The sequence below is a fragment of the Rhizobium indigoferae genome, assembly GCF_034554815.1.
Taxonomy (GTDB): domain Bacteria; phylum Pseudomonadota; class Alphaproteobacteria; order Rhizobiales; family Rhizobiaceae; genus Rhizobium; species Rhizobium leguminosarum.
The window spans coordinates 2,079,470-2,106,059 of sequence record NZ_CP140635.1 but is presented as its reverse complement, the minus strand read 5'-3'; the positions used below and the strand labels follow the sequence as shown (position 1 = coordinate 2,106,059).

General features: G+C 61.6%; 24 protein-coding genes and 1 pseudogene. 9 read left to right on the top strand and 16 right to left on the bottom strand.

From position 1 onward, the window contains the following. Positions 1-15 precede the first annotated feature (15 nt). The 3 genes from purC to U5G49_RS10765 form a co-directional block, all read right to left on the bottom strand. A complete protein-coding gene (gene purC, locus U5G49_RS10775; protein ID WP_018242191.1) occupies positions 16-780 on the bottom strand; it encodes a phosphoribosylaminoimidazolesuccinocarboxamide synthase in 765 nt (254 codons plus the stop codon). 249 nt (positions 781-1,029) lie between these two features. Further along, the gene (locus U5G49_RS10770; protein ID WP_193442370.1) at positions 1,030-3,327 is read right to left on the bottom strand and encodes a putative bifunctional diguanylate cyclase/phosphodiesterase; all 2,298 of its coding nucleotides are present in this window, start codon (positions 3,325-3,327) and stop codon (positions 1,030-1,032) included. Positions 3,328-3,423: 96 nt separating this feature from the next. Further along, positions 3,424-3,978: an RBBP9/YdeN family alpha/beta hydrolase gene (locus U5G49_RS10765; protein ID WP_113542049.1), complete on the bottom strand. Its 555-nt coding sequence runs from the start codon at positions 3,976-3,978 to the stop codon at positions 3,424-3,426. A 175-nt stretch (positions 3,979-4,153) separates the two neighbouring features. On the opposite strand from U5G49_RS10765, the gene U5G49_RS10760 reads away from it, so the two are divergent. Continuing rightward, positions 4,154-4,960 (top strand): DUF2189 domain-containing protein, encoded by an 807-nt coding sequence (locus U5G49_RS10760; RefSeq protein WP_193442368.1) that lies wholly within the window; start codon positions 4,154-4,156, stop codon positions 4,958-4,960. Between the two features lie 132 nt (positions 4,961-5,092). Then, positions 5,093-5,572, top strand: a complete 480-nt coding sequence (locus U5G49_RS10755; RefSeq protein ID WP_193442476.1) for a low affinity iron permease family protein — start codon at positions 5,093-5,095, stop codon at positions 5,570-5,572. 52 nt (positions 5,573-5,624) lie between these two features. Here the strand turns inward: U5G49_RS10755 and purB are convergent, their stop codons facing one another. The 5 genes from purB to U5G49_RS10730 all read right to left on the bottom strand — a co-directional run bounded on the left by purB (position 5,625) and on the right by U5G49_RS10730 (position 10,070). Continuing rightward, the gene (gene purB / locus U5G49_RS10750) at positions 5,625-6,932 is read right to left on the bottom strand and encodes an adenylosuccinate lyase (RefSeq protein ID WP_028733781.1); all 1,308 of its coding nucleotides are present in this window, start codon (positions 6,930-6,932) and stop codon (positions 5,625-5,627) included. A gap of 73 nt (positions 6,933-7,005) precedes the next feature. Beyond that, positions 7,006-7,491 (bottom strand): hypothetical protein, encoded by a 486-nt coding sequence (locus tag U5G49_RS10745; RefSeq protein WP_047621271.1) that lies wholly within the window; start codon positions 7,489-7,491, stop codon positions 7,006-7,008. Positions 7,492-7,523: 32 nt separating this feature from the next. Beyond that, complete coding sequence (locus U5G49_RS10740) at positions 7,524-8,249, bottom strand: DUF2259 domain-containing protein (RefSeq protein ID WP_193442366.1); 726 nt, start codon at positions 8,247-8,249, stop codon at positions 7,524-7,526. Then, positions 8,246-8,923, bottom strand: a complete 678-nt coding sequence (gene rpe / locus U5G49_RS10735; protein ID WP_018242183.1) for a ribulose-phosphate 3-epimerase — start codon at positions 8,921-8,923, stop codon at positions 8,246-8,248. The genes U5G49_RS10740 and rpe overlap by 4 nt, the downstream gene beginning before the upstream one ends. 64 nt (positions 8,924-8,987) lie before the next feature. After that, complete coding sequence (locus U5G49_RS10730) at positions 8,988-10,070, bottom strand: branched-chain amino acid ABC transporter substrate-binding protein (RefSeq protein ID WP_193442364.1); 1,083 nt, start codon at positions 10,068-10,070, stop codon at positions 8,988-8,990. A 285-nt stretch (positions 10,071-10,355) separates the two neighbouring features. Between U5G49_RS10730 and U5G49_RS10725 the strand changes: the two genes are divergently transcribed. Beyond that, positions 10,356-10,850: a flavin reductase gene (locus tag U5G49_RS10725; RefSeq protein ID WP_018242181.1), complete on the top strand. Its 495-nt coding sequence runs from the start codon at positions 10,356-10,358 to the stop codon at positions 10,848-10,850. Positions 10,851-10,882: 32 nt separating this feature from the next. Continuing rightward, on the top strand, positions 10,883-11,200 hold the full coding sequence (locus U5G49_RS10720; RefSeq protein ID WP_018072246.1) for a TfoX/Sxy family protein: 318 nt from the start codon (positions 10,883-10,885) through the stop codon (positions 11,198-11,200). Here the strand turns inward: U5G49_RS10720 and U5G49_RS10715 are convergent, their stop codons facing one another. The 5 genes from U5G49_RS10715 to U5G49_RS10695 form a co-directional block, all read right to left on the bottom strand. Then, on the bottom strand, positions 11,201-11,623 hold the full coding sequence (locus U5G49_RS10715) for an NUDIX domain-containing protein (protein WP_193442362.1): 423 nt from the start codon (positions 11,621-11,623) through the stop codon (positions 11,201-11,203). Between the two features lie 7 nt (positions 11,624-11,630). Continuing rightward, complete coding sequence (locus tag U5G49_RS10710; protein ID WP_018242179.1) at positions 11,631-13,193, bottom strand: DEAD/DEAH box helicase; 1,563 nt, start codon at positions 13,191-13,193, stop codon at positions 11,631-11,633. Between the two features lie 138 nt (positions 13,194-13,331). Beyond that, positions 13,332-14,651: a peptidoglycan DD-metalloendopeptidase family protein gene (locus U5G49_RS10705; RefSeq protein WP_193442360.1), complete on the bottom strand. Its 1,320-nt coding sequence runs from the start codon at positions 14,649-14,651 to the stop codon at positions 13,332-13,334. 105 nt (positions 14,652-14,756) lie between these two features. Continuing rightward, the gene (locus tag U5G49_RS10700) at positions 14,757-15,584 is read right to left on the bottom strand and encodes a ferritin-like domain-containing protein (RefSeq protein WP_193442358.1); all 828 of its coding nucleotides are present in this window, start codon (positions 15,582-15,584) and stop codon (positions 14,757-14,759) included. Then, positions 15,581-16,054: a peroxiredoxin gene (locus tag U5G49_RS10695; protein ID WP_018242176.1), complete on the bottom strand. Its 474-nt coding sequence runs from the start codon at positions 16,052-16,054 to the stop codon at positions 15,581-15,583. Before U5G49_RS10695 ends, U5G49_RS10700 begins: the two co-directional genes overlap by 4 nt. A 125-nt stretch (positions 16,055-16,179) precedes the next feature. On the opposite strand from U5G49_RS10695, the gene U5G49_RS10690 reads away from it, so the two are divergent. Both U5G49_RS10690 and U5G49_RS10685 read left to right on the top strand, forming a co-directional pair. Continuing rightward, positions 16,180-19,578: a YhdP family protein gene (locus U5G49_RS10690; protein ID WP_193442355.1), complete on the top strand. Its 3,399-nt coding sequence runs from the start codon at positions 16,180-16,182 to the stop codon at positions 19,576-19,578. 222 nt (positions 19,579-19,800) lie between these two features. Next, the gene (locus U5G49_RS10685; protein WP_026188406.1) at positions 19,801-20,121 is read left to right on the top strand and encodes a hypothetical protein; all 321 of its coding nucleotides are present in this window, start codon (positions 19,801-19,803) and stop codon (positions 20,119-20,121) included. A gap of 58 nt (positions 20,122-20,179) precedes the next feature. On the opposite strand, the gene tyrS is transcribed toward U5G49_RS10685, so the two are convergent. Next, on the bottom strand, positions 20,180-21,436 hold the full coding sequence (gene tyrS / locus U5G49_RS10680; protein ID WP_112903266.1) for a tyrosine--tRNA ligase: 1,257 nt from the start codon (positions 21,434-21,436) through the stop codon (positions 20,180-20,182). A gap of 131 nt (positions 21,437-21,567) precedes the next feature. Between tyrS and U5G49_RS10675 the strand changes: the two genes are divergently transcribed. Together U5G49_RS10675 and U5G49_RS10670 are read left to right on the top strand one after the other, a co-directional pair. Continuing rightward, on the top strand, positions 21,568-22,686 hold the full coding sequence (locus tag U5G49_RS10675) for an anhydro-N-acetylmuramic acid kinase (protein WP_193442352.1): 1,119 nt from the start codon (positions 21,568-21,570) through the stop codon (positions 22,684-22,686). Continuing rightward, positions 22,683-23,209: pseudogene (locus U5G49_RS10670) on the top strand (GNAT family N-acetyltransferase). The gene U5G49_RS10675 and the pseudogene U5G49_RS10670 overlap by 4 nt, the downstream one beginning before the upstream one ends. Here the strand turns inward: U5G49_RS10670 and U5G49_RS10665 are convergent. Together U5G49_RS10665 and U5G49_RS10660 are read right to left on the bottom strand one after the other, a co-directional pair. After that, positions 23,206-24,381, bottom strand: a complete 1,176-nt coding sequence (locus U5G49_RS10665; RefSeq protein WP_193442350.1) for an acyltransferase family protein — start codon at positions 24,379-24,381, stop codon at positions 23,206-23,208. The pseudogene U5G49_RS10670 and the gene U5G49_RS10665 overlap by 4 nt on opposite strands. Positions 24,382-24,525: 144 nt before the next feature. After that, positions 24,526-25,203 (bottom strand): alpha/beta hydrolase, encoded by a 678-nt coding sequence (locus U5G49_RS10660; protein WP_003559715.1) that lies wholly within the window; start codon positions 25,201-25,203, stop codon positions 24,526-24,528. A 217-nt stretch (positions 25,204-25,420) separates the two neighbouring features. On the opposite strand from U5G49_RS10660, the gene U5G49_RS10655 reads away from it, so the two are divergent. After that, positions 25,421-26,587, top strand: coding sequence for a cysteine desulfurase family protein (locus U5G49_RS10655; protein WP_193442348.1), 1,167 nt, complete (start codon positions 25,421-25,423; stop codon positions 26,585-26,587). Positions 26,588-26,590 lie beyond the last annotated feature (3 nt).

Below are 26,590 nucleotides of genomic sequence, written 5' to 3'. Positions count from 1 at the left end.
TTTGTCTTTCCTGCCTTACTTGACGAGAACCGGGCCGGTGCCGCGCACGGGCTCGTTTTCATTGATGATGCCGAGACGGCGCGCAACTTCGGAATAGGCTTCGAGCAACCCGCCGAGGTCACGGCGGAAGCGGTCCTTGTCCATCTTCTCGTGGGTTTCGATATCCCAGAGCCGGCAGCTGTCCGGCGAGATTTCGTCGGCAAGGATGATGCGCATCATATCGCCTTCGAAGAGGCGGCCGCATTCGATCTTGAAATCGACGAGCTGGATGCCGACGCCGAGGAAGAGGCCGGTCATGAAGTCGTTGACGCGGATGGCAAGCGCCATGATGTCATCGAGTTCGGCGGGATTTGCCCAGCCGAAGGCAGTGATGTGCTCTTCGGAGACCATCGGATCGTCGAGCGCGTCGGACTTGTAATAGAATTCGATGATCGAGCGCGGCAGCACGACGCCCTCGTCGATGCCGAGGCGCTTGGCGAGAGAACCGGCCGCGACATTGCGCACGACGATCTCAAGCGGGATCATCTCTACTTCCTTGATCAACTGCTCGCGCATGTTGAGCCGGCGGATGAAATGAGTGGGGATGCCGATCTTGTTCAGATGGCTGAAGATATACTCGGAAATGCGGTTGTTGAGGACGCCCTTGCCATCGATGACTTCGTGTTTCTTCTTGTTGAAGGCAGTGGCATCGTCCTTGAAGAACTGGATCAAAGTGCCCGGTTCCGGGCCTTCATACAGAATCTTTGCCTTGCCCTCGTAAATACGGCGGCGACGGTTCATCGTGGTCATTCTCTGTTGTTGGCGCTCTTGGGATAGCGCGAGTGGATCGATCTCGTGGCGTCCCCTTAAAGGAAAAGAGAGGGTTTCACAATCCGCCTGTCGCTCCTTCCCTGGTTTCCGGATTTCGCGGCCTGGTTTCCAATTTTACGGAATACCGCCAAGAGAATCGAATGAATTCGCAAGACAAGTGTAGCGCCTTTTCCTCTACCGTGGAATGAAGGCAAAATGGCGGGCCGCTTATGCAGGTTTTTATTTGGCGGCTCTGCTTCGCAGCGCGCGACGAAGTTGCGTCTGCAAGGCGCGAGCGGCGATTTGCCCGTGGCGCCAGCTTCCGGCGCGGATGAAGGAGGGGATCTGCATGGCCGGCATCGGCCGGGCAAGCGCGTAGCCCTGCAGTGTGTCACAGTCGAGTTCTTCGAGAATGCGGATATGATCCACCGTCTCGACGCCCTCGGCGATGACCAGGATGTTCAGCGAGCGGCCGATATCGATGATCGAGCCGACCAGTTTGCGCTGCTCGGACGATTGCGGCAGCATGCGGATCAGTTCGCGGTCGATCTTCAGCGTTTTCGGGCTCAGGCGCAGCAGGCTGACGATCGAGGCATGGCCGGTGCCGAAATCGTCGATCTGGATGTCGATGCCGAGCTTGCGCAGCTTTTTCAGGTTGGCGGCCACCGCTTCGTCGCAATCGTCGAGCGAGATCGATTCCAGCAGCTCGAAGGAGATAGTGCCGGGCTCGATCTTCAGGGCGCGAAGCTTCTTGCCGAGATCGGGGTCGGCGAGCCGCCTGGCGGAGACGTTGACCGATATCTTCGGGATCGGCAGCCCGTCCTTGATCCAGACGCTGCGGTCGGCCAGCGCTCGCTCCAGGATCAGGGCGTCGATGGTCGAGACGACGTCGAGATCCTCGGCGATATCGAGGAAGCGGTCGGGCGTCAGCAGCCCGTGCACCGGGTGCTGCCAGCGGGCAAGCGTTTCAATGCCTGCGACATCGAGCGTGCGGGCATCGAACTGCAGCTGATAGAAGGGCACGAATTCATTGCGCTCGAGGCCGATCAGGATCTCGTCGGCGAGGTGCTTGGCGGAGATGATGTCGCGGCGGGCAGAGGCCGAGAAGAATTCGAAGCGGTTGCGGCCCAGGCCCTTGGCCCGATAAAGCGCGATATCGGCGTCGAGCAGCATCTGCTTGGCGTCGAGCGTCGATCCGCTATCGATGGCGATGCCGATGCTGGCGCCGAAACGGCAATCGTGACCCTCATATCTGACGGGTTTGCGCAATTCGCGGATAACACGTTCGGCAAGGCCGGCGATCTTCTTCGACGCGGGATCGACGGCGCAGAGGATGACGAATTCATCGCCGCCAATGCGGGCGACGAAATCGGCGGCGCGGACGGAATTTCTCAGCACGCTTGCGGCGTGCTGGAGCATGGCGTCGCCGGCCCGGTGGCCAAGCGTGTCGTTGATCTGCTTGAAGCGGTCGAGATCGATATGTAGGATCGCCAGCGCCAGGCCCTTTGCCCGGCATTCGGCCGAACGCTCGCCCAGCATCTTGTCGAGATAGCGGCGGTTCGGCAGGCCGGTGAGATAATCGTGCAGCGCCAGGTGCTCGATGCTCTCCTTGGCGGCTTCGAGCTCGCGGTTGCGCGCCTCGGCCAGATCCTTGGCGCGCTGCAGCTCGTTGCGGAGCGCGACTTCCTCGGTGACGTCCCAGTTGGCGCCGATCAGCTTGCGGTGGCCGTTGCCGTCGATGAAGAAGGCCGAGCGGGCACGGATGACGCGTTCGACGCCGTCGCCGCGAATGATGCGGTATTCCTGCTGGAAATCACTGCCGCTTTCGACGCTACGGTCGGACAAGCCAAGCACGCGCTCGCGGTCGTCGGGATGCAGGCTTTTCGCCCAGGCGTCGCTGCCGATCTGCCGCGAGGCGCCCTGCAGGCCGTAAATGGCAATGAGGCGCTCGTCCCATTCGACGACATCATGCTCGATATCCGCCTCGAAGACGCCGATGCGGGAAATCTCCAGCGCCAGATCGAGCCGGCGCGACAAACGCGACAGCGTCTCCTCGGCCTGCTTGCGGGCGGTGATATCCGTATCCGTGCCGACGATGCGCGTCGGCACGCCACTCTCGTCCCATTCCACGCAGGCGCCGCGACACTCGATCCAGACCCAGTGGCCATCCTTATGGCGCTCGCGATACTCGAAGATCTGATAATTGGGATCGCCGGCATTCTGCCGGTCGATGGCATGGACGACGAAATCGCGATCATCGGGATGGACCAGTTGCAGCCAGGCATCGTAATCGCCGGCGGCTTCCTCATCGGGCGCCATGCCGCGGATAGTTTTCCACGTCTGCGAGTAATATTTTCGGTCGAGACGGTAGTTGTGATCCCATACGCCAAGGCCCGAGCCGACGAGCGCATGGTTCCAGCGGCTTTCCCGCTCTGCCAGGTCGCAATCGTCGGTCGCCCCATTGCCGATACCTGCCTCAGCCGCTGCGGCATCGCCATGCGGATCACCGGCCTCTGAATGGGCTTTCTTCACGGGCATTCTCGCTTATCTCACCTCGGCGCAGTCTGCGGTCATTCCATTAAGAAAGACTTAGAAAGCACTTGCTCAACAAGCGGGATAGCGCCTTTTCCTCGATCAGGGGGAGAGCCGGCCGAGGAACTGGGCAAAGACCATGGTGCCTTCCGGCCAGGGACCGTGACCGGAATCGGCATTGATATGACCGGACTCGCCGGCATCGACGAGGAAGGAGCCCCAACTGCTGGCAATATCGTCGGCATGCTCGTAGCTGCCGAACGGATCGTTGCGGCTGGCGACCGTGATCGACGGGAAGGGCAGCGGATCGCGCGGATAGGGACCGAAAGTCATCAGGTGCTTTGGGCGGATGTCGGGATTGGCCACATCAGGCGGGGCGACCAAGAAAGCGCCCGCCACGCGGTTGCGGAAATGCGGGATGGCGTGGATCACCGAGGGCACGCCCAGCGAATGGGCGACCAGGACGACCGGACGGGTCGAGGCGTTCACCTCCTCGGCGATGCGGGCGATCCAATCCTCGCGAACCGGCTTCGTCCATTCGGCCTGTTCGACGCGCCGCGCCGTGCTGAGCTTTGCCTCCCAGCGGCTTTGCCAGTGGCTCGGGCCGGAATTGGTGTAACCGGGGATGATGAGGATATCTGCGTCTGAGGCTTTCATAGTGCCGCCGATGTGAGAAAGCTGGTCCAAGATGTCAAGAGGGGGTGCCAAGGGAGAGAGCGACACGGGCGTTGAAAGTTGCTATATTGCTCCAGTGCCGGTTGCGGATTTCGTGTCGGCTTGCCCGCCGATGCTGTCCGCCGCCGATCAGGTCTCGGCTGAGGAGGAGAAAACCATGGCGGCATTTCATGTCATGACGGGTGCTAGCGAAAGCTTGGCGCGGCCCGTCGTCAATCGCATCGGTATAGCTGACGTCTTCGACGCGCTGAAGCGCGGATACGAGGATTTCATGGAGAAACCGTCCCACTATGTGTTCCTGTGCCTGATGTATCCGATCGCCGGCGTCTTCCTGACGCTGTGGACCTCGGGCGCAAACCTTTTGCCGATGGTCTTCCCGCTTATGGCGGGTTTCGTGCTGATCGGCCCGATCGCAGCGATTGGCCTCTATGAAATCAGCCGCCGGCGCGAGGCCGGCCTCGATGCGTCCTGGACGCATGCGCTCGATGTGCGCCATTCGCCGGCGCTGCCGTCGATTGTGGCGGTCGGACTGATGCTCTGCGGCCTCTTCGTTGTCTGGCTGGTGACGGCACAGACGCTCTACAGCAATTTGCTCGGCGAGGTCTTTCCGCGCAGCATGGCGGATTTCTTCCGCCAGGTCTTCGGCACGTCACAGGGCATGCAGCTGATCATCTGGGGCAATCTTATCGGCTTCGTCTTTGCGCTCGTGGTGCTGGCGATGACCGTCATCACCTTTCCGCTGCTGCTCGACCGCGATGTCGGGGCGGTAGCCGCCGTCACGGCGTCAATCCGCGCGACGATTCTCAATCCGGTGCCGGTGCTGCTCTGGGGCCTGATCGTCGCAGCACTCCTCGTCATCGGCACGATCCCGGTCTTTGCCGGGCTTGCGCTGGTTATCCCGATCCTCGGCCATGCGACCTGGCATCTCTATCGCAAGCTGATTGCGCGGGAAACCACAGGGTAACCACAGCCCTTTCAGCAGGGAATCTCGGATCCCTGGGGAACCTCGAACCTGCCTCGGAGTTTGTTTAGCCAGAGCATGATGTCCGTCGACCTCATGCTCTGGAGACTTCGAGGGAGGATCTTTGAGGTGACGATGAAGCATCTGTTTGCCCACTTCGCAACCAAGGTATCGGAATGGGCGGGCAAACCCATCATCTTCATCCTGGCACTGATCGCCGTCGCTATCTGGGCGGCCCTCGGCCCCTTCTTCGATTATTCGGAAACCTGGCAGCTGGTCATCAATACCGGCACGACGATCATCACCTTCCTGATGGTGTTCGTGCTGCAGAACGCCCAGACACGCGACACGCGGGCGATCCAGGCCAAGCTCAATGAAATCATCCTGACCAGCCATGCCGAGAACCGTTTCATCGGTATCGAGAATCTCGACGAGGAAGAGCTGAAACGTCTCGACGAGCTGGTCGCCAAGGCCGCCAAAGGCAGGGGCGAGACGGAGGCTTGCCGGACAGCGGAGACAGTGAAAGCGGCGCCGTTGAAAAAGGCGGAGGCACGCAAGCGTCCTGTGGCTGCCAAAGCACCGAAGCAAAAACAATGGCCGCTTGAGAAAAGCTAGACATAAAAACGGCGCCTGCAAGGGCGCCGCCATATCGTTGATCTCGAACCGCTCACGCGTTGCCAAACACCCGTCGGAAAATCGTGTCGACATGTTTGGTGTGATAGCCGAGGTCGAATTTTTCGCGGATGTCCTCTTCCGACAGAGCAGCGCGGACTTCGGCGTCGGCAAGCAGTTCTTCCAGGAAGTCCTTGCCCTGTTCCCACACTTTCATGGCGTTGCGCTGGACGAGGCGGTAGGCATCCTCGCGGGAGGTGCCGGCCTGGGTCAGCGCCAGTAGGACGCGCTGCGAATGGACGAGGCCGCGGAATTTGTTGAGGTTCTTCTCCATATTCTCGGGATAGACCAGCAGCTTTTCGATGACGCCGGCAAGCCGCGACAGGGCGAAATCGAGCGTCACGGTGGCATCTGGGCCAATCATGCGCTCGACCGAGGAATGCGAGATATCGCGCTCGTGCCAGAGGGCGACGTTTTCCATCGCTGGCATTGCGTAAGAGCGGACCATGCGGGCAAGGCCGGTCAGGTTTTCGGTCAGAACCGGGTTGCGCTTGTGCGGCATGGCCGAGGAGCCCTTCTGGCCAGGCGAGAAATATTCCTCGGCTTCCAGCACCTCGGTGCGCTGCAGGTGGCGGATCTCGGTCGCCAGCCGCTCGATCGATGAGGCAACGACGCCGAGCGTGGCGAAATACATCGCGTGGCGGTCACGCGGGATGACCTGTGTCGAGACCGGCTCGGCCTTCAGGCCAAGCGCTTCGGCGACATGTTCCTCAACGCGCGGATCGATATTGGCGAAGGTGCCGACGGCGCCTGATATGGCGCAGGTCGCGACTTCCTCGCGGGCGGCGACGAGGCGCTGGCGGCAGCGTTCGAATTCGGCATAGGCGAGCGCCAGCTTGACGCCGAAGGTGGTGGGCTCGGCATGGATGCCATGCGATCGGCCGATAGTGACGGTGTCCTTGTGTTCGAAGGCGCGGCTTTTCAGCGCTTCGAGCAGCCGGTCGATATCGGCAATCAGGATGTCGGTGGCGCGTACCAGCTGGACGTTGAAGCAGGTGTCGAGCACGTCGGACGAGGTCATGCCCTGGTGGACGAAGCGCGCATCCGGGCCGACGATCTCGGCGAGATGGGTGAGGAAGGCGATGACGTCATGTTTGGTGACGGCCTCGATCTCATCGATGCGGTCGACGTCGAAGGTGGCGGCGCCGCCTTTCTCCCAGATCGTCTTTGCCGCCGATTTTGGGATGACGCCGAGTTCGGCCAACGCGTCGCAAGCATGCGCCTCGATCTCGAACCAGATGCGGAACTTGGTTTCGGGAGACCAGATGGCGACCATTTCGGGCCGGGAATAACGCGGGATCATGAGCGGCTGCCTTCACTTCAAGAGGTTTGCTTTATCGAGGTTAGCGCCCCTGTAGCAAAGACGGGCGGCAATCTCAACGCATGCGTTTGGCAAGATGATAGCTGCTTGCGACAAGGCAGACGAGGCCAAGCGGCAGGAAAAGGCGCAGGCCGATCACCAGGAACTGGTAGACGGCGCTGGCACCGGTGAAGACGAACTGGAAAGCCCAGACGACGCTTCCGAAGGGCGCATGCCAGCGCGAATAGAACATCCGGTATTCCATGGCGAAGAGGAAGGCGGTCATCAGGATCGTTGCTGCTGTCAGCGTCACGAAAAAAGCGGCAAAACGCGCTTCCGGCGGCCTGCCATAAGCAAAGAAACGGGCAACCGGCAGGGCAAATGGCCAAGCGAACAGACCGCCGGCGAAATAGAGTGCTGCGACCTCGGCAAGGCGGCTCGTCTGCAGGCCGTTGCGCAAGTAAAGGCCGAGCATGGCGGCGGCAAGCATCTGCATGCCCCAAAGCAAAGCGCCGGCGATCAGATCGGGGTAGGGTGGCCGTGCAGCTCTTAGACGATCCATCCTGGGGCGATCCGTCCTCGGGTGATCCGTGCTCAGGGATGAACCGGAACGGCGATCCAGCGGCCGTTCCGTTCGGCATCGAAGGCCAGGACAAGGGCGATATGGACCTGGTTTCCGGTTTCGGGCTGGTAGACCACAGCGCCGCCGATCCGGTATTCGACGGAACATGCGCGCTCGGCCGGAACCGCCATCGCCTGGCGCGCCGCCTGCCGGTTCGGAGCGCCTTCCTTTTCGATCATTTGCAGGCTGAAGCCGATGACCCGCTTGTTGGCCGCAGCGCAGTCCTTCGGCGTCGGCACCGGCATCTCGCCGAGTGAGAGCGTATAGGGCGATTTCGGCGGACCGTCGGTCGCAAGCGTCGTGTAGCGGATCGTCTTCGAAGGGGAGCCGAGTTCGGTCGGCGGATTGAAGGCGGCGATCAGGCCCGGATTGGTCAGAAGATCGTATTTGTCCATCTGGCTGCGCGCCGCCGTCAGGTTCTGCCGCCGCGCCTTGGAAAGATTGGCGTCCTTATCGGTCAGCTCCGTGTGGAAGGGCGTGCCCTCCAGATATTGGCCGCTGTCGGTATCGACAAAATAAGTGTTGGAGTAGGGGACGTCGCCGCTCTGCTCGATGCCGAATTCCTGGAATCCGAAAACCTTGCCGTCGGCGGAAAAGCCGATCGGCTGGATATTGGCGATGTCGCCGGCAAGTGACAGGCCGGGCAGGCCGGCAAATGCAACGGCAAGCATGCCGCCGATGATCAGACGTTTTTTCATGCTCGTGCCCCTTCGGCTGCCTGACGCAGATCGGCGACAGTCCGGCGATAATCCTCGACCGTATCGCCCTTGAAAATTGCCGAGCCGGCGACGAGAACGTTGCCGCCCGCCCGGGCGATATCAGGCGCCGTTTCCACTGTGACGCCGCCGTCGACCTGGAGTTCGATCGGCCGGTCACCAATCAGTGACTTCGCCGCGGCAATCTTTGCCGCCATCGCAGGAATGAACTTCTGTCCACCGAAACCGGGATTGACCGACATGATCAGGATGAGGTCGACATCGTCGAGCACGTTCTCGATGGCGCTGAGCGATGTCGCCGGATTGATCGTCACGCCGACCTTCTTGCCGAGATTGCGGACGGTCTGCAGCGAGCGGTGCAGATGCGGTCCGGCTTCGGCATGGACGGTAATGCGGTCGCAGCCGGCCTTGGCGAAGGCTTCGAGATAGTCGTCGACCGGCGAGATCATCAGGTGGCAGTCGAAGGTGGCTGATGTATAGGAGCGCAGCGACTTGATGACATCGGGGCCGAAGGAGATGTTCGGCACGAAATGCCCGTCCATGACGTCGAGATGGATCCAGTCGGCGCCAGCGGCCGTCACGTCGCGAACCTCCTCGCCAAGCCTGGCGAAATCCGCCGCGAGGATCGAGGGGGCAATGCGAATGGGCAGCGTCATCGAATCTTACTCCGTATGGGCCGCCATTTGACCGCGGCGCCCGAATTCAAGGCTGGCGCGCCGCTCATTGTGTCGGCGCGCCAGGTGGAAAAAAGCCGTTGCCCCGCCATTCGAGCAGGCGGTAGGGGTTTTGCGAAAGCTCATGCGCATCGGTGAAGGCGATGGCGCCGACCGGCGTTTGGAATGTCGTGCCGAGAAGCGTCTCCTGCAGGGGCTTGCCCGCCGCAGCGGCGGCTTGCCCCGCCTGGCCGGCAATGAGTGCCGCGGCCAGCGACGGCAGGACATAGCCTTCCGGCTCGATGCCTTTGGCGCGCAGCGCGTCGGCCGCAGCCGTGCCTTCCGGTAGAACGGCGTATTCGGGCAGGGCGACAGCGCGCACGCCTTCATTCAGCGGCAGCGGCTGGTCGGCAGCGCGCATGGCATCGCCGCCGAGGATGGACAGCGGGATATTCTCCGCCTTGGCGTCGCGGGCGATGACGGCGACGTCGTTGCGGTCGCCGCCGATGAAGACCCTGGTGGCACCGGCCCGTTTCAGGCGGCGGACAAGGGCAATCTGCTGCTCCTGTCCTGGCCGGTAGGTATCGGTAAAGACCGGCTTCAGGCCGTTCTGCTCCAGCGCATTGCGCACCGCTTCCGTCAGCTCGCGGCCATGAATGGTGCCGTCCTCGATCAGGGCGATCGGATCGGCGGCCCAGTCATTCAGGATCGCCTCGATGATCTTTGCCGCTTCGGCACCGTCGGCGGGTGCTGCCCGGAAGAGCGGCCAGCCGTTCTTCAACGCATCCTCCATGAGGATGCGGGAGCGCACCGAGACGGTGATCGCGGGAATACTGGCGTCCTTCAGCTTCGGCAGCGCGCCTTCCAGCGTTTCGCTGCAGAGAAAGCCGATCGCGACCTGCACCTTGGCATTGACAAGAGCATCGGCGACCGCAGCACCGCTGTTGTCCTCGCAGGTCTCGTTGATGGCGACGAGGGTATTTTCTGACTGCTGAATCTCGAAGCCGGCACCGGCGGTAATCTGGGCGCCGAGGAGGGCGAGCGGGCCGTTCTGAGGGGCGACAACGCCGATTGTCACGCCGGCCGCATGGCCTTGCGCCGCCGCTCCCAGCAGCGCCAGAAAAGCTGCTATGCCACGCAGGTTGATCATGAAAGGCGGAGATCCCTAGCCATCGTCATGCCCTTTTATCCGCAAGGCCGCGATCGTCAAAGAAAAACAAGCGCAACACAGCGCTTTTCACCGGTCCTATTGTAGAAAAGGTAACCGATGCTCGCCATATTGGCGCGATAGCAAGTCGAACTACAGCGCCGCGCGTCTTTTCAGGCGCGCAAACGACGCTGTAGCACTTTGAATGGCTGCATAATTTTGTCCTTAAATCGATTCCGATTTAGGGATTTATGCAGTAGGCAGAATAAGCGCGTACGGGAGAAGCAGGTGTTGAACAGGCAGCATATCGACCCTGGCCTTTATCGCGATGCCATGAGCCGTTATGCCGGCCATGTACAGCTCGTGACGACGGCGATGGGCGAGCTGCGCCGCGGCGTCACCATCACGGCCGCCTGCTCGGTTTCGGACAATCCGGCCTCGGTGCTGGTCTGCCTCAACAACACCAATCCGAAGAACGAGATCTTCTTTCGCAGCGGCATTTTCGCGCTGAACACGCTCGGCGCCCATCATCAGGGCGTTGCTGATGCCTTTTCCGGGCGCACGTCGCTTGCCAATGACGACCGTTTCGCCAGCGCCCGTTTCGAGATGCTTGCCACCGGCGCGCCCGTGCTCGCCGACGCGCTTGCCGCCTTCGATTGCCGGGTGATCGATATCAAGGAACTGCCGACGCACAACGTCATCTTCGGCGAGGTCGCGGCCGTCCGTTTCAGCGAAAAACACCCGGCGCTTATCTATCTGAACCGGGATTATCACGCGCTGTGATTGCAGTGGCCGGGATTTCGAAGGAATAAAGAATGGACAATGCCGGGATCGAGGAAATGTTTCAGGGGCTTGGCCCCGTGACGGTCAAGCGCATGTTCGGCGGCAAAGGCATCTATCATCTCGGGCGCATCATCGCGCTTGAAGTGCGTGACGAGATGCTGCTGAAGGCCGACGAGACGAGCGCCCCGGAATTTGCCGCTGCCGGTGCCACCCAATGGACGTATGAGGGCAAGAACGGCAAGCCGGTGAAGATGCCCTATTGGTCAATCCCCGACGAGGCCTACGACGATCCCGATCTGATGGCGAAATGGGTGCGGCTTGCCTATGAGGCGTCGCTTCGCGCCGAATGACTAGCCGCATTCGGCAGTCGGCAAGGCTGCTATGGCAGCCTTGGTGAAGGCCGACAGCGGCTCGGGCAGATCCGTCAGGGGAAACCAGCCGAAATCCGAAAGCTTGTCCGGTTCGGTCAGTTGCGGCTCGCCGTCGACGTCACGGGCGAGATAGAGGATCGAGATCCAGTGTTGGCGATCGGCCTCGATGATCTGCTCGCTCATGCCGAGTCGCTCGATGCGGCCGATCGTCAGGCCGGTTTCCTCTTCGGCCTCGCGGCGCGCAGCTTCCTCAGCCGGCTCCATGTGATCCACCTTGCCGCCGACGATATTCCAATAGCCGGCTTCAGGTGGACGCATGCGTTTGTAGAGAAGGATCCTGGCGTCGCGCAGAATCACCAAGCCGACGCCGAGACCCGGAAAATCAATACCGGGCCTCCCCATTGGAAGTTCAGACCTTGGCGCTGCCGGCGATCAGCATGAAGGCGGGGATATCATCGCCGAAGCCGATCGGGGTCGGGCCGTCGTCGTGATCGCGATGACGGCGGCGGTCGCGGCTGTCATCATTTGCCGGGTAAGGCCGATTGTTACGCGCATTGTTCTGCGGCTTCTGCTCTGCTTTGCGCTCGTTCTTCACGATGTCGGCCTTTACTGGTGCTGCTTCGATCACGTCTACGCCATTATCCTGGATGTCGTTGTCAGATTTATGACTCGCAGCGCTGCGACTGCCGCGTCCGCGGCCACGATCCCTGTCGCCATTCTCTCTCGGCGCGCGATCTCGGGCTGCGCCATCTCTGGCACCACGCTCGCGGCTGTTGCGCCGCGGGCGTTCAGTTTCCCGGCTTTCTTCTGCCGGTGGCAGGGAATTCAGGTCGCCGCTCAGCCATTCGACCTTTTCGCCGATCAGCTTCTCGATGGCGTCGACAAATTTGGTATCGCGCTTGGTGACCAAGGTGAAGGCGGCACCCGAGCGGCCGGCACGGCCGGTGCGGCCGATGCGGTGGACGTAATCCTCGGAATGGATCGGCACGTCGAAATTGAAGACGTGGCTGACATCGGGAATGTCGAGGCCGCGGGCGGCGACGTCGGAGGCAACCAGAAGCTGGAGGTTGCCGTCGCGGAAGCTTTGCAGCGTCATCGTGCGGGAACGCTGGTCCATATCGCCATGCAAGGCGCCGACGGAGAAGCCGTGGCGTTCAAGCGACCGGAAGAGATCGGCGACATCCTTCTTGCGGTTGCAGAAGACGATAGCGTTCTTGAGCTCGGTCTGGGCGCGGACGAGTTCGCGCAGAACCGCTCGCTTCTCGTAATCCTTGCCGTGCGAAGCGACGAAGCGCTGCGTCACGGTCGCGGCAGCGGAAGCCGGCTTTGCGACCTCGATGCGCTCTGGATTCTGCAGGAAGCGGTCCGCGAGCTTCTGAATCTCCGACGGCATGGTTGCCGAGAAGAACAGCGTCTGGCGGGTGAACGGGATCATCTTGGCGATGCGTTCGATATCGGGGATGAAACCCATGTCGAGCATGCGGTCGGCCTCGTCGATGACGAGGATCTCGACGCCGCTCATCAGCAGCTTGCCGCGCTCGAAATGGTCGAGCAGGCGGCCGGGCGTGCAGATCAGCACATCGGCGCCGCGCTCGAGCTTGCGGTCCTGGTCCTCGAAGGAAACGCCGCCGATCAGAAGGGCGACGTTAAGGCGGTGGTTCTTGCCGTATTTCTCGAAATTCTCGGCGACCTGAGCGGCGAGTTCGCGCGTCGGTTCGAGAATCAGCGTGCGGGGCATGCGCGCACGCGCACGGCCCTTCTCCAGAAGCGACAGCATCGGCAGAACAAAGGATGCCGTCTTGCCAGTGCCGGTCTGCGCGATGCCGCAAATATCGCGGCGCTCGAGCGCAAACGGGATGGCGCCCGCCTGAATAGGCGTTGGGATCGTGTAGCCCGCGTCCGTAACAGCGGATAGCACTTTTTGGCTTAAGCCAAGGTCAGCAAATGTCGTCAAAGGGAAAACTGTTTCCATTCCGTTCGGCCGAGCTCTGAACGAGTCGGCGGGATTGCATGCCGCAATGCAGCGCGACATAGCCCCGAATGGCCGGCAAGTCAAGAAATAGAGACGCCGCACCCATTGCAGAGTGAAGCGTTGGTTACCGGGCAGGAGTTACTTGATATAGGTGGCGAGTTTAAGGCCGGCATTCATGAAATATACTGGATCGACCGCGTGGCCGTCCTGGCGCACTTCATAATGCAGGTGCGTGCCCGTCGAGCGGCCGGTGCTACCGGCAAGGCCAATGACGTCATCGCGATCGACCGTGTCGCCGACCTTGACCAGGACCTGGGACATATGCCCGTAGCGCGTCGAGATGCCGTTGCCGTGATCGATCTCGACCATGTTGCCGTAGCCGCCGGTCCAACCGGCCGAAATCACCCTGCCGGGGGCCGTCGGGCGGATCCTTTCGCCCGGCGAAAAGCGGAAGTCGATGCCGGAATGGAGCGCGAGGCGGCCGAGGAAAGGGTCGCGTCGATTGCCGAACGGGCTCGTCACGTCCTTGCCGATAGCGGGATTGCGGAAAGGCAGGGATTCGGCGGTGCTGCGCACCTCTTCGAGACGGGTCAACGCGCCGTCGAGCGCGACCAGAGAATTGTTGAAGTCGTCGTTGCTTTCGGGCTCGACATAGGGGCCGCCGACGGCATCGTCATCGTCTTTCTTGGCGGCGGTCTCGGGCATCGGAATCTTGAAGCGGGTCAGCACGGTCTCGATGGCGTTGGCGGCATTGCCGGCATCGCTCGTCAGCTGTTCGACACGGCTGCACTGGTCCTGTTCGACATCTTTCAGCGATAGCGTCACCTTGGAGAAGATGCGGTCGGCACGGTCGCCGACCGTGTCGGTCGCCGGCACATAGGCAAGCGTCGAATTGTCGGGCGTCGCATCGGCGGGCGCGCCGCTTGCCAGCTGTTTCTCGATCGCCTCGATGCCGCCGCCGGTGAGTGAAGCACGCTTGTCCTTGATATCGGGGGCATAGGACTGAACGGGCGAAGACGGCGCAGGCAGGGCGCCATCTTTTTCCGTCAGGCCGGAGCTTTCGGCCCGGTCGAGCAGATTGTCGAGTTTGCCATGGCGGGAGGTGAGCGCCATCTGCTGCTCCATCAGCTTGTCGACCTTGTCTTCGACCACCTGCTGGTCGAGAAGCTGGCGGGAGGTGATGCGGTCGACCTGCGCGCGGAGGGCAGCGATGCGGTCTTCATAATCGTGCTGCATGCGGGCCTGGCGGGCCATGGTGGCGCCGATCAGGTCGTCGCGCAGCACGAGATAGGACGTGGCCAAGAGGTAGCCGATCGAGAACACGCCGACGAAGCAGAAGGCCACCGCAGCCATCCAGGGCCGGACCGTCATATGGCGAACCTTGTCACCGCTTGCCAGGATGAGGATATGTTCCTGTGCCCGCCTGCCGAATACCCGGTGCTGATGTCCGCTGTTCACGCAGGCTCTCCCGATTGATGCTCTACGCCTCTTTCGGAAAATTAGACACTGTTATGGTTAATGAATGCTTTCATTGCCGCCGTCGCATCATAAATTTCAGTGACTTCAAGCGTGGCTGATCGATGCCAACGATCTGTAGAAGGACGGCGTCAGCCCGGCTTCGGCGCGGGCAAGGTCGTTGAAGGGCGGCTTCAGCGGTCCGCGGAAATTGGCCCGTACCAGCTCCTGGAAGGCTTTTGCCGGGTCGCGTTTCTCGCGGGCGCAGAGGAAGCGGAACCATTTGGCGCCGACGGCGACATGGCCTTTCTCGTCGTTATAGATGACGTCGAGGACATCGGCACTTTCGAGATCGCCGGTCTGGCGCATCTTTGTCTGCAACGACGGCGTAACGTCGAGGCCACGGGCTTCCAGAATCAGCGGCACGACGGCCAGCCTTGCCGTCAGGTCGTTGCGCGTCGAATGGGCGGCCTTCCAGAGCCCGTCATGCGCGGGTAGGTCACCGTAATCAGCACCGAGATCGTTGAGCCTGGCGCGCACCATGCGGAAATGCTTCGCCTCCTCGAAGGCGACCTGCATCCAGCCGTCGAAAAAGGAATTCGGCACCTGCTCGGTCGCGAATCGCGCAACTATATCGAGCGCCAGATCGACGGCGTTAAGCTCGATATGAGCGATGGCGTGGAGCAGAGCGATCCGTCCTTTGAGCGTATGCAGCGAGCGCTTCTCCACCTGGGTCGGCGGTGTCAGCACCGGTTTGTCGGGCCGGCCGGGCCTGTCGGGCAGGTCTGCATCGAGTGGCGAGCGCAGCGACACCCGGCGGGCGAACCAGCGGGTGGCGCTTTCCTGCGCAAGTGCCGTCTTGCGGTCGAGATCGGCCGAGTTGATCGCATCGATGGCGCCGCCGCGCAGCGAGCTTATCGCCAGATGCCCGGTCACGCCGCCAGATTCCTCACGGCCTCGAGTACGGTTTCGGCATGGCCCTGCACCTTCACCTTCTGCCAGATGGTGGCGATCGTGCCGTCCTGGCGGATCAGGAAGGTGGTACGCTCGACGCCCATGAAATTGCGGCCGTACATGCTCTTTTCCTTCCAGACGCCATAGGCCTGCAGCGTCGTCTTTTCCTCGTCCGAGGCAAGCGCCACCGAAAGACGGTGCTTCTTGATGAACCTGTCATGGCAGGCGGCCGAATCGGGCGACATGCCGATGACGGCAGCACCGGCCGCTTCGAACTCGCTTGCTAACGCGGTGAAAGCCAATGATTCTGCGGTGCAGCCCGTCGTGTCGTCCTTGGGATAAAAGAACAATACGAGCGGCTTGCCGTGGAATTCGGCCAGCGTGACGCGGCCGCCGCCGTCGCGGGGAAGGTTGAAATCAGGGGCCGAGACGCCGATGCCGGGAACCGCCATTGGGAAAACCTTTCTTTTGCCGGGTTTGTGGATGACACTTTCTCTCCCCGAATTATATAGTGGACGGATACCCGTCCAGCATGGCCGGGTTCAATTCTTCACTTAAAGGGAGAGCCCGAGGGCGCATGTCAGCCATCCGCGGCGAAAAGGTCACGTTTCGCAAGAAGGATATCGTTGCGCTGGACCGCTTGCCGTCCGCCCAGGCCGAGGATCCGATCATCGTTCATTGCCCGCCGCCGCGTTCGCCGATGCGCCGCACGGCGAAGCTGACCTCAGGATTTCTGGGACTGATTCTCCTTATTCTCGCTGGCATCGTTTTCACCGTCGAGAGCGGCATGTTCGACAAGCCGCTGTCGCAGCAGGCTCAGGCGGCGCTGAATGGTGTGGCCGGACCGCGCTACCGCGCTGAGGTCGGCTCCACCGTCATCCGCTTCACTTCGGATTTTCGGCTGGCGCTTGAAGCGCGCAACGTCAACATGATCGACGAGGAGAGCGGCCAGCACCTGTCGACGACGGGTTCGGTGCGGCTGGGGCTCGATCCGCTGCAGCTTTTCCGCGGCCGCATCGCCGTCGCGGATATCGAAGCGGAGGATATCGCGCTCGATACCGCGCTTCTGCCCTCCGGCAATCCCGTCAAGCTCGACGATCTGCGCATCGACGCCGTACCGGGGGCGATGGAGAGGATCTTCTCGCAGTTCGACATGTTCGACAGCATCGTGACGCGCGGCTCGACGAATTCGGTGCGCATCTCCGGCATCGACATCAAGCTTGCCGATACCGCCAACGGTCCGCTGTCGCTTGTCATCGACAATCTCGTCTTTGCCCATGCCGGCCCGTCCTCGTTGCAATTGACCGGCGAAGTCGCGCTCAACGGCGAGGTGGCGGAGCTCGACATGCTGGCCGAGAAGGAAGACGGCCACGTGTCGAAGGTCGTGGCGACGCTGAAGCATGCCGACCTCACGCCCTTTGCGCTGAAACGCAACGATCAGGGCGTGATCCGGCAGGGGCTCAGCGCTTTTGTCGACCTGACGGTGTCGGCCACCAGAGCGCGCGATGGGGCGCCGCCGGCGCTTGCGGCGACGATCGACATCGATCCTGGCCAGATCTATGCGGATGGCGATCCGCAGGAGCTGTCGGGCGGCCAAATCAATCTCGTCTATGATTTCTCCAAGCAGACGCTCGAGATCGCCAGGTCGAACGCCCGATTCGGCGCGACCACGCTTCCCATCAACGGCGCCCTGATCGATCTCGACAAGCTCGACCCGCAGGCCGGCAAAGGCTTCGGCATCGACCTGCTCGTCAGCGGCGGCACGGCAGCCCCCGGCGGCTCCGGCGAGCAGCCGCTCTCCTTCGACATCCAGGCGACGGGGCGCTACATGGTCGCCGCCCGCGAATTCCAGTTTCCCAACATGACCGTTTCCAGCCCGCTTGGGGCGCTCTACGGATCACTTGATGTCAAGCTCGGCGACAAATCACCGGAGATCAGCTTCGCCGGCCAGTCGTCGCAGTTGCAGACGATAGCGATCAAGCAGCTCTGGCCGTTCTGGATGGCGCCCAAGGTGCGCAACTGGGTGCACGGCAATCTCTTCGGCGGCACCGTCACCGATGCCGCCATTTCCGTCTTCATTCCCTTCGGCAGGCTGGACGAGGCAGCCGGCGGCAAGGGATTGAAGCTCGACGCCAACCAGATCCGCATCGGCTTCGACATCACGGGTGCGCGGATGAACGTTGCCGGAGACATTCCGCCGATCCGCGACACGTCAGCACATTTCGACCTGACCGGCCCGGTTGCGACGATCGCGATCAAGAGCGGCACGTCTTATTTCCCCTCCGGCCGGTCCGTCGGTCTCGGGCAGGGGACGTTCATCTTGCCTGCCACCTACGATAAACCTCTGATGGCCGATATCGATCTTGCGGTCTCCGGAGCGGCGGACGCCGTTGGCGAGCTTCTGACCTACAGGCCGATCCGGGTGCTGCAGCGCGCCGGCTTTACGCCCGACGATCTCAAGGGCCGGATCGAGGCAAATGTGAAGGCGCATTTCGGTCTGCTCTCCTCGCAAAACCCGCCGCCGGCCGAATGGACGGCGGCAATGAAGCTCACCGATATCGATCTTGCCAAGCCGTTTTCCGGCCGCACGATCAGCAATCTCGACGGCACGCTGAACGGCAATCCGAAACGGATCACGCTCGACGCCAAGGCCCAGATCGACGGTGTCCCGGCCGATATCGACCTTACCGAACCGGTCGAGGCATCCGACACGGCGGTGCGGCAGCGGGTGATCACCGCGACGCTTTCCGAGGACCAGCGCAACAAGCTGATACCCGGCCTTTCCGGCATCGTCGGCGGCAGCGTGAAGATGGTGCTGACGCGGATCGACGACGACCGGCAGGACGTCCAGCTCGACCTCACCAAGTCGCTGCTCGAACTGCCTTGGATCGGTTGGTCGAAGGGCAGCGGCATTGCCGCCACGGCCGAATTCGAAACGTCCGGCCCGGCCGACAATACCCAGATCAAGAATTTTCGACTGAAGGGCGATGGTTTCGGCGCCAACGGATCGCTGAACATTGGCAAAGGCGGGCTGATCTCGGCTGATTTCGACAGCGTCAAGCTGTCCTCGCTCGACGATTTCGCCCTGTCGGTGAAACGTAGCAAGGGCAATTTCGACGTCTCGGTCTCCGGCGACAGCGCCGATGCGCGGCCGGTCATCGCGCGGTTGAAATCGGGCTCGGACGGCGATGATGATGGGGATGCCGGCGACACCGGCGTATCGGTGCGTGCCAGGCTGAAAAATGTCATCGGCTTCAATGACGAGAAGGTCGGCAATTTCCAGGCGCAAATATCACTGCGCGGCGACAAGCTGCAGGCGCTCAATTTCTCCGCCGTTACCGACAGCGGCGAGGCCGTGGTCAGCCAGATGAAGGACGGCGGCGTCATCAACATCACCAGTGGCGATGCCGGCGCGGTGTCACGTTTCGCCGATCTCTATCAGCACATGCAGGGCGGCCTGCTTAATCTGGCGATCCGGTTGGGGGCAGAGGGCGGCTGGGATGGCTCGCTCGACGTGCGCCGCTTCGCGATCGTCAACGAACAACGCCTGCGGTCGATCGTTTCGACACCTGTGGGAAATGAGCAGCGCAGCCTCAACGAAGCCGTCAAACGCGATATCGATACCTCGTCGCAGCGCTTCCAGCGCGGCTTTGCCCGTGTCGTCTCGCGCAATGGCATGGTCGGCATCGAGAACGGCGTGCTGCGCGGCGACCAGATCGGCGCAACCTTCCAAGGCATCGTGCGCGATCGCAAGGGCAACATGGACATGACCGGCACCTTCATGCCGGCCTACGGCCTCAACCGGCTCTTTGCCGAATTGCCGCTGATCGGCGTCATTCTCGGCAATGGCAGCGACCGCGGCCTGATCGGCATCACCTTCAAGCTGACAGGCAAGTTCGACCAGCCGAACCTGCAGATCAACCCGCTGTCGATCATCGCGCCTGGCGTTTTCCGGCAGATCTTTGAGTTCCAGTGAGGCGGGTGAAGCCGGGAGGTCGCAAATCCCGGCAGGTGCAAAAGGTTCCGACAAAGCGTCCGGTGTGTGACTTGTTGCCGGATCGCAGCAGAGGAATGCGCGAGTTCGTTCTCGGCAAGGCCAATTCCGACCTATCCTGACAAGTCCGACATTGATGCTTTGCCTATTTTAGGAAAATCTGATGTACTATATTGTCCCGGCCAGGAAGCAACGGTCGGTGCAATGTCGGAGGATGCGATGCAGTGCGCCCGGACAGTTTCTTTCGCATCGGCCGCCATGATGGCTGTGACAATTGCCGACACTTCGCTTGCCGCGGAAAAGGTCGTGCGGCTGAAGTCGCAAGAGGCGGTCATCCGTTCCGACCACGTCCTCATGGTTCCCCTCGACGCGATGATGACGCCGCCGATCTTCTCGATCAGTTGGTGGTCGCGAGTGAAGCCCGATTCAAGCGTCGATCCGCCGGCTATCTTCTCCGGGAGACCAAACGAGATGACGCGGAATGCCGACGGGGAGCTGAATGATCTTGCTCGCCGACCCGAATAGTGAGGCACAGAAAAAGCCAGCGCGGGCGCCGGCTTAGGTATCTGTTCGGTAAAGCCGCTTACGCCGCGCGGCGGATCAGGATGTGTTTCTTCTTACCGAGCGAGAGCTTGATGATGCCGTCGGCGGTGATTTCGCCGCTGCCGATCATCTTGCGTTCGTCGCTGACCGCCTCGTCGTTGATGCGGACCGCACCGCCCTGGACGTGACGGCGCGCTTCGCCGTTCGAACCGGCAAGGCCGGCACGTACGATCAGCGACAGAAGGCCGATGCCAGCGTCGAGCTCGGAGGCGGGCACGTCGACCGACGGAAGATTTTCCGAGAGGCCACCTTCCTCGAAGGTCTTGCGTGCCGTTTCGGCGGCCTGTTCAGCGGCCTGGCGGCCGTGCAGGATTGCCGTCACCTCGGTCGCAAGGATCTTCTTGACCTCGTTGATCTCCGAGCCGCCGAGTGCGGAGAGACGGGCGATTTCATCCATCGGCAGCGTGGTGTAGAGCTTCAGGAAGCGCGAGACGTCGGCATCCTCGGTGTTGCGCCAGTACTGCCAGAAATCATAGGCCGAGAGCATGTCGGAATTCAGCCAGACAGCGCCTGTTGCCGACTTGCCCATCTTGGCGCCGGATGACGTCGTCAGCAGCGGCGATGTCAGTGCATAGAGCTGCTGTGTCCCCATGCGGTGACCGAGATCGATACCGTTGACGATATTGCCCCACTGGTCCGAACCACCCATCTGCAGGCGGCAATCGTAGCGCTTGGCAAGCTCGACGAAGTCATAGGCCTGGAGGATCATGTAGTTGAATTCCAGGAAGGACAGGGACTGTTCGCGGTCGAGACGCGTCTTGACGCTGTCGAAGGACAGCATGCGGTTGACCGAGAAGTGCTTGCCGACATCGCGCAGGAATTCGAGGTAGTTCAGCGAGCGCAGCCATTCGGCATTGTTGATCATCAGCGCGTCCTTCGGACCGTCGCCGTAGTTCAGGTAATTTGAGAAGACGCGCTTGATCGAGGCGATATTGCCTTCGATCGTATCTACGGTCATGAGCTGGCGCGCTTCTTCCTTGAAGGAGGGATCGCCGACCATACCGGTGCCGCCGCCCATCAGCGAGATGGCGCGATGACCGGTCTTCTGCATCCAGTGCAGCATCATGATCTGGATCAGCGAGCCGGCGTGCAGGCTGGGCGCCGTCGGATCGAAGCCGATATAGGCCGTCACGGTTTCCTTGGCGAACAGGTCATCGAGGCCGCTTTCATCGGAGACCTGATGAATGAAGCCGCGCTCTTTCAGCGTGCGGAGGAAATCGGACTTGAACTCGGACATGGGTTTCGTCTCTTGGTGTCTGCGCTTACCCGAGTGGGCCTCACGCAAGTTCGTTGTTGTTGATCTGTCGCGGCGCGTTTAGCACTGTTTTTATAAAAGTGCATCCGGGAATCGCATGGGAGGCAAGCCTCATGGATATCATCAGGACCGCGATCGGTCTGATGAGCGGCACGTCGATGGACGGAATCGACGTCGCGCTGATCAGGACCGACGGCCGCGGCTTCATCGAGCGCGGACCATTCATGGGCGTGCCCTATGATGCCGATTTTCGCGGGCAGCTCAAACGGGCGCTGGAAATCGCACGTCCACTGAGCGACAGGAACGAACGGCCCGCTGAGCTTCGTGCCATCGAGTTGGAACTGACCTTACGGCATGCAATTGCCGTTACGGCATTCATGGAGCGTTTCGAGCTCTTAGCCGATGGCGTCGATGTTCTCGGCTTCCATGGCCAGACGGTGCTTCATCGCCCTGATGAGGGATTGACGATCCAGATCGGCGACGGCCCGGAACTGACGCGCCGAACCGGGATAGCGGTGGTCTACGACATGCGCGCCAACGACATGGTCCATGGCGGGCAGGGTGCGCCGCTGGTGCCGGCCTATCACGCAGCACTCGCGGGAAAATTCCAACAGCAGGGACAGGCGGTGTGCTTCGTCAATATCGGCGGCATCTCCAATCTCACTTCTATCGGCACGGACGGCCGGATATCGGCCTTCGACAGCGGGCCGGGCAATACGCTGATCGACCAGTGGGTGGAGATGCAGACCGGCAGAACCTATGATCCGGGCGGCGAGATCGGCGGGCGCGGCAAGGTCGTTGCCAGCCTGGCGGAGCGCTATCTGCAAAGCCCATTCTTTCGCGGCAATGTTCGCCGCTCGCTCGACCGCGGCGATTTTGCGCCGCTTCGGCCGGAGGAGGCGAGCCTTGAAGACGGCGCCCGGACGCTGGCGCATGTCGCCGCCGCCTCGATCATCAAATCCGCCAGCTTCCTGCCCGAGACCCCAGCGGTCTATATCGTCTGCGGCGGCGGGCGCCTGAACGCCACTCTGATGGCGGAATTTTCGGTCATGGCCGAAGGGCTCGGCTCGAAGGTACTGAGCGCCGAGGAGGCAGGCTTCGATGGCGACGCGATGGAAGCCGAGGCCTGGGCCTATCTCGCCGTCCGGTCGCTGGACGGGCTGCCGTTGACATTTCCCGGCACAACGGGAGTGGGCATCCCAGTCAGCGGCGGGGTGCTGGCAACGCCATGAGAGAGCAGAGGGTCATACTAAAGACGCCACGGCTCAGCCTGGTCATGTGGGACGAAGGCGATGCGGCCTGGTACAGCAGCTGCATTCGACGATGGCGACGACCCGCTATCTGTCCGGCAATGCGCCGTGGAGCCTCGAGAAGGCTGAGCAGCGGCTGAAGGGCTGGTTCGAAGAGCAGGCGCGCGACGGCACGACCAAATACAAGCTCCTCGCCGAGGACGGCAACTTCGTCGGCCGCGCGGGCCTTTCGAAGTTCAGGAGCGAGCAATTCGAACTCGGTTATTCCCTGCGCGAGGAGGCGTGGGGCAAGGGCCTGGCAACGGAGGCGGCAGGCGCCTTGGCCGACTTGTTCTTCGAAAGGCAGTTCGCATCCGGCTTCATCGCCTTCACGCATCCCGAAAACATCGCCTCGCAACGCGTCCTCAGAAAGATCGGCATGCGCGAACGCGCGCCGATCCCGATCGACGGAGTGCTTGGCACGGCTTCCGAACTCACCGCCGACATGCGGCCGCCAATGCCCTAACTTTTTACCGCGACCGGCCGGACATTTGATTCGCGACCAGCCTGGTTGCCATCCTCGACGCCCCTGACCTGAGCAATGAACGAGAACTTCTTGCGAAGGCCAAGGATCGGCTTCTCGATGAAATGCCAGGACAGCACCGCGACGGCGAGAGCCGATGGCAGGCCGACGAGATAGAGCGCCAGCGCACCATATTTCGGATAGAGAAACACCGACGGGAACGAGCTGATCCAGATCTGCAAAAACGGGTCGTGATAGAGATAGACGCCGTAGGAATAGTCGCCCTTCCTGAAAAAGGCCGGAATGGGCACCTCAGACAGGCCGACGAAGACGGTGATGTAAACGAGAGAGGTGATGACCAGGGGTCGGTTCATCACCGACTCCGTCGCCCGGCTGTCCAGGGTCAGAATGGCGACGATGCAAATCAGGCAGGCGGCGGCGAACAGCCAGCGGGAATGCGGAATGACCGCTTTGAACTGAAAGGCGACGATGCCCATCATGAAGGCGGTTATCAGCTGGGAGCCTCGGCTCATGAACAGGAAGCGAGCGATCGGCTTGATTGTATCAGGTAACAGATAGGGCATCTTCTGCACGATAAGGCCGATGACGATGTAGGCGATCGTCACCGCGAGCAGCTTGTAGCGCGTCTTGACGATGGCGGTGATCATCAGGAACGACATGATGATGTAGCAGAAGATCTCCCAGGGAACCGTCCAGAGAGCGCCGTTGACCCGTTGACTCGGATTATTCTCGAACACGCCCGGAAGCTCGTAATGGATCCAGCCGACGATATTCAGGAAGTATTTGAAAAATCGCTGATCGGTAAAATATTCGGAATGATAAACGACCGTTATGATCGGCCCGATAATCAACGAACAGACGACGATATCGACCGCCAGGGCCGGGACGATGCGCAAGCCTCGGTTGATCAGGAAATTCCGGAGGCTCAGTCGCTGGGCGCTGCCGGCGATCAGAAATCCGCTCAAAGCGAAGAACATCGGAACAAGAGCGTATTCAGTAAACCAGAATACCGACCCCCTGATGAAGTCATTGTTCTCGGTTAACAAAAAGGAATGGGTCAATACGATGGAAAAGGCGAGCCCTATTCGAAGAAAATCGAACCCCGGACCAATTCCCCTATACTTATCCAGGACTTCCCCGAACGACTTGGTCATTGCGGACCTCGCTTTTGTTAGGATCGCGAGGACCCTACCGCACTGCAACATACATTGCAACACGGTAGGTGATCTGTTCTGACACATCCGGCCCGGTGGTGTTCCGGACCGTCACGGCATCGATGAGGCCGAGATTTTGTGGTGTCAGCGAATCCGCTTGGCGGCCGGTTCCGGCACCAGTTCACCGTTGAGGCGACGGTCGAGATAATCCTCGCATTCGCCCATCAGTGTTTCCACCTGGCCATTGAAGAAGTGGTTGGCGTTGGCAACGGTGCGGTGGGTGATGAGGATGCCCTTCTGGGTCTTCAGCTTCTCGACCAGGCCGTTGACATCCTTTTCCGGCGCCACCTTGTCGGCTTCGCCGTTGATGATCAGGCCAGAAGAGGGGCAGGGCGCCAGGAAGGAAAAGTCGTAGGTGTTCGGCTGCGGCGCGATCGACATGAAGCCTTCGATCTCCGGCCGGCGCATCAGGAGCTGCATGCCGATCCAGGAGCCGAAGGAATAACCGGCGACCCAACAGGTCTTGGAATCGGGATGCAGGCTCTGCACCCAGTCGAGCGCCGAGGCGGCATCCGAGAGTTCGCCGGCGCCATGGTCGAATTCACCCTGGCTGCGGCCAATGCCCCGGAAGTTGAAGCGCAGCGTCGTGAACCCGCGCTTCTGGAACATGTAGAAGAGCTGATAGACGATCTGATTGTTCATCGTGCCGCCGAACTGCGGATGCGGATGCAGAATCAGGGCGATGGGCGCGCTTTTTTCCTTGGAGGGCTGGTAGCGGCCTTCAAGACGGCCGGCTGGGCCGTTGAAAATAACTTCGGGCATTGGTACTCCGGGTTTTATTTCGCGTTCGCGCTGCGCTGGATGACAACATGACTTGACTAGTGTTGTCAGCTTTTCTAAAACGCAGTTTAGAACAATTCGAAACTTGCATGGCGATCCACGCATCGTGGAACGTGTCATAAGGCAAGCCCGGCGGAAATTTCAAGAAAAATGAACCGCGGCCGCTGAAGCAAGCTCGTCAAGCGCAGGACTGAAGATCATGGCGCCGCCACGCCTTTATCTCGACTGGAATGCCACAGCGCCGCTGCACCCCGCAGCACGCGCGGCGATCATGCGCGCCATCGATGTGTTTGGCAATCCGAACAGCGTGCACGGAGAGGGCCGCGCCGCGCGCGCCGCCATCGAAGGCGCACGGCGCAAGGTGGCGGCACTTGCCGGCACCGGTCCTGGCAATGTGGTCTTTACCAGCGGTGCGACCGAAGCCGCTAACCTGGTGCTGACACCGGATTTCCGCATGGGCCGCACGCCGCTTCGGCTCGGCCATCTTTATTTTTCGGCGATCGAGCATCCGGCTGTGCGCGAAGGCGGCCGCTTCGCCAGGGAGAGTATGACGGAGATCCCGGTGACGGAAGCCGGAATCGTCGATCTCGATGCGCTCGGCCTCCGGCTTGATGCGCATGACAAGGCCGCCGGCCTGCCGATGGTCGCTATCATGCTCGTCAACAACGAGACGGGCATCGTGCAGCCGGTTGAGGCGGCGGCAAAGATCGTCCACGCCCATGGCGGGCTCTTCGTCGTCGACGCCGTGCAGGCGGCAGGCCGCATCGCGCTCGATATCGAGAAGATCGGCGCCGATTTCATGATCGTCTCCTCGCACAAGATCGGCGGGCCGAAGGGGGCCGGCGCGCTCATCGCACGCGGCGAGGCGCTGATGCCCAGGCCGCTGATCCAGGGCGGCGGGCAGGAGCGGGGTCACCGCTCAGGGACACAGAATTCTCTGGCGCTGATCGGCTTCGGCGCGGCGGCAGAAGCTGCGTCCGACGAACTCGAGGCGCGCAATGCGACGATCGGCACGCTGCGCGAGCGGCTGGAAGCCGGCATGCGTGAGGCGGCATCCGATGTGATGATCCACGGCGAGGGCGGCGAGCGCGTCGCCAATACGGTCTTCTTCACCCTGCCGGGGCTGAAGGCTGAGACCGGGCAGATCGCCTTCGATCTCGAAGGCGTTGCCCTTTCTGCAGGTTCGGCCTGCTCATCCGGTCGGCTCGGGGAAAGCCACGTGCTGACGGCAATGGGACGTGACGCCAAGCTCGGAGCGCTACGCATCTCGCTCGGCTTTTCGACGACGGAAGACGATGTCGACAGGGCGATTGCGGCTTTCGCGAAGATTGCCTGTCGGCGGAGGTCGGCGGGCGAGGCGGCTTGACCC

Coding starts and splice junctions, on each gene's coding strand:
- U5G49_RS10730 (WP_193442364.1), bottom strand. CDS start 10,070: ATGATCAACCTGCGTGGCATAGCAGCTTTTCTGGCGCTGCTGGGAGCG.
- U5G49_RS10740 (WP_193442366.1), bottom strand. CDS start 8,249: ATGAAAAAACGTCTGATCATCGGCGGCATGCTTGCCGTTGCATTTGCC.
- U5G49_RS10655 (WP_193442348.1), top strand. CDS start 25,421: ATGGCGCCGCCACGCCTTTATCTCGACTGGAATGCCACAGCGCCGCTG.
- U5G49_RS10660 (WP_003559715.1), bottom strand. CDS start 25,203: ATGCCCGAAGTTATTTTCAACGGCCCAGCCGGCCGTCTTGAAGGCCGC.
- U5G49_RS10770 (WP_193442370.1), bottom strand. CDS start 3,327: ATGCCCGTGAAGAAAGCCCATTCAGAGGCCGGTGATCCGCATGGCGAT.
- purB (WP_028733781.1), bottom strand. CDS start 6,932: ATGATCCCGCGTTATTCCCGGCCCGAAATGGTCGCCATCTGGTCTCCC.
- U5G49_RS10675 (WP_193442352.1), top strand. CDS start 21,568: ATGGATATCATCAGGACCGCGATCGGTCTGATGAGCGGCACGTCGATG.
- U5G49_RS10755 (WP_193442476.1), top strand. CDS start 5,093: ATGAAGCATCTGTTTGCCCACTTCGCAACCAAGGTATCGGAATGGGCG.
- purC (WP_018242191.1), bottom strand. CDS start 780: ATGAACCGTCGCCGCCGTATTTACGAGGGCAAGGCAAAGATTCTGTAT.
- U5G49_RS10720 (WP_018072246.1), top strand. CDS start 10,883: ATGGACAATGCCGGGATCGAGGAAATGTTTCAGGGGCTTGGCCCCGTG.
- U5G49_RS10710 (WP_018242179.1), bottom strand. CDS start 13,193: ATGGAAACAGTTTTCCCTTTGACGACATTTGCTGACCTTGGCTTAAGC.
- U5G49_RS10745 (WP_047621271.1), bottom strand. CDS start 7,491: ATGGATCGTCTAAGAGCTGCACGGCCACCCTACCCCGATCTGATCGCC.
- rpe (WP_018242183.1), bottom strand. CDS start 8,923: ATGACGCTGCCCATTCGCATTGCCCCCTCGATCCTCGCGGCGGATTTC.
- tyrS (WP_112903266.1), bottom strand. CDS start 21,436: ATGTCCGAGTTCAAGTCCGATTTCCTCCGCACGCTGAAAGAGCGCGGC.
- U5G49_RS10665 (WP_193442350.1), bottom strand. CDS start 24,381: ATGACCAAGTCGTTCGGGGAAGTCCTGGATAAGTATAGGGGAATTGGT.
- U5G49_RS10695 (WP_018242176.1), bottom strand. CDS start 16,054: ATGGCGGTTCCCGGCATCGGCGTCTCGGCCCCTGATTTCAACCTTCCC.
- U5G49_RS10760 (WP_193442368.1), top strand. CDS start 4,154: ATGGCGGCATTTCATGTCATGACGGGTGCTAGCGAAAGCTTGGCGCGG.
- U5G49_RS10685 (WP_026188406.1), top strand. CDS start 19,801: ATGTCGGAGGATGCGATGCAGTGCGCCCGGACAGTTTCTTTCGCATCG.
- U5G49_RS10715 (WP_193442362.1), bottom strand. CDS start 11,623: ATGGGGAGGCCCGGTATTGATTTTCCGGGTCTCGGCGTCGGCTTGGTG.
- U5G49_RS10690 (WP_193442355.1), top strand. CDS start 16,180: ATGTCAGCCATCCGCGGCGAAAAGGTCACGTTTCGCAAGAAGGATATC.
- U5G49_RS10765 (WP_113542049.1), bottom strand. CDS start 3,978: ATGAAAGCCTCAGACGCAGATATCCTCATCATCCCCGGTTACACCAAT.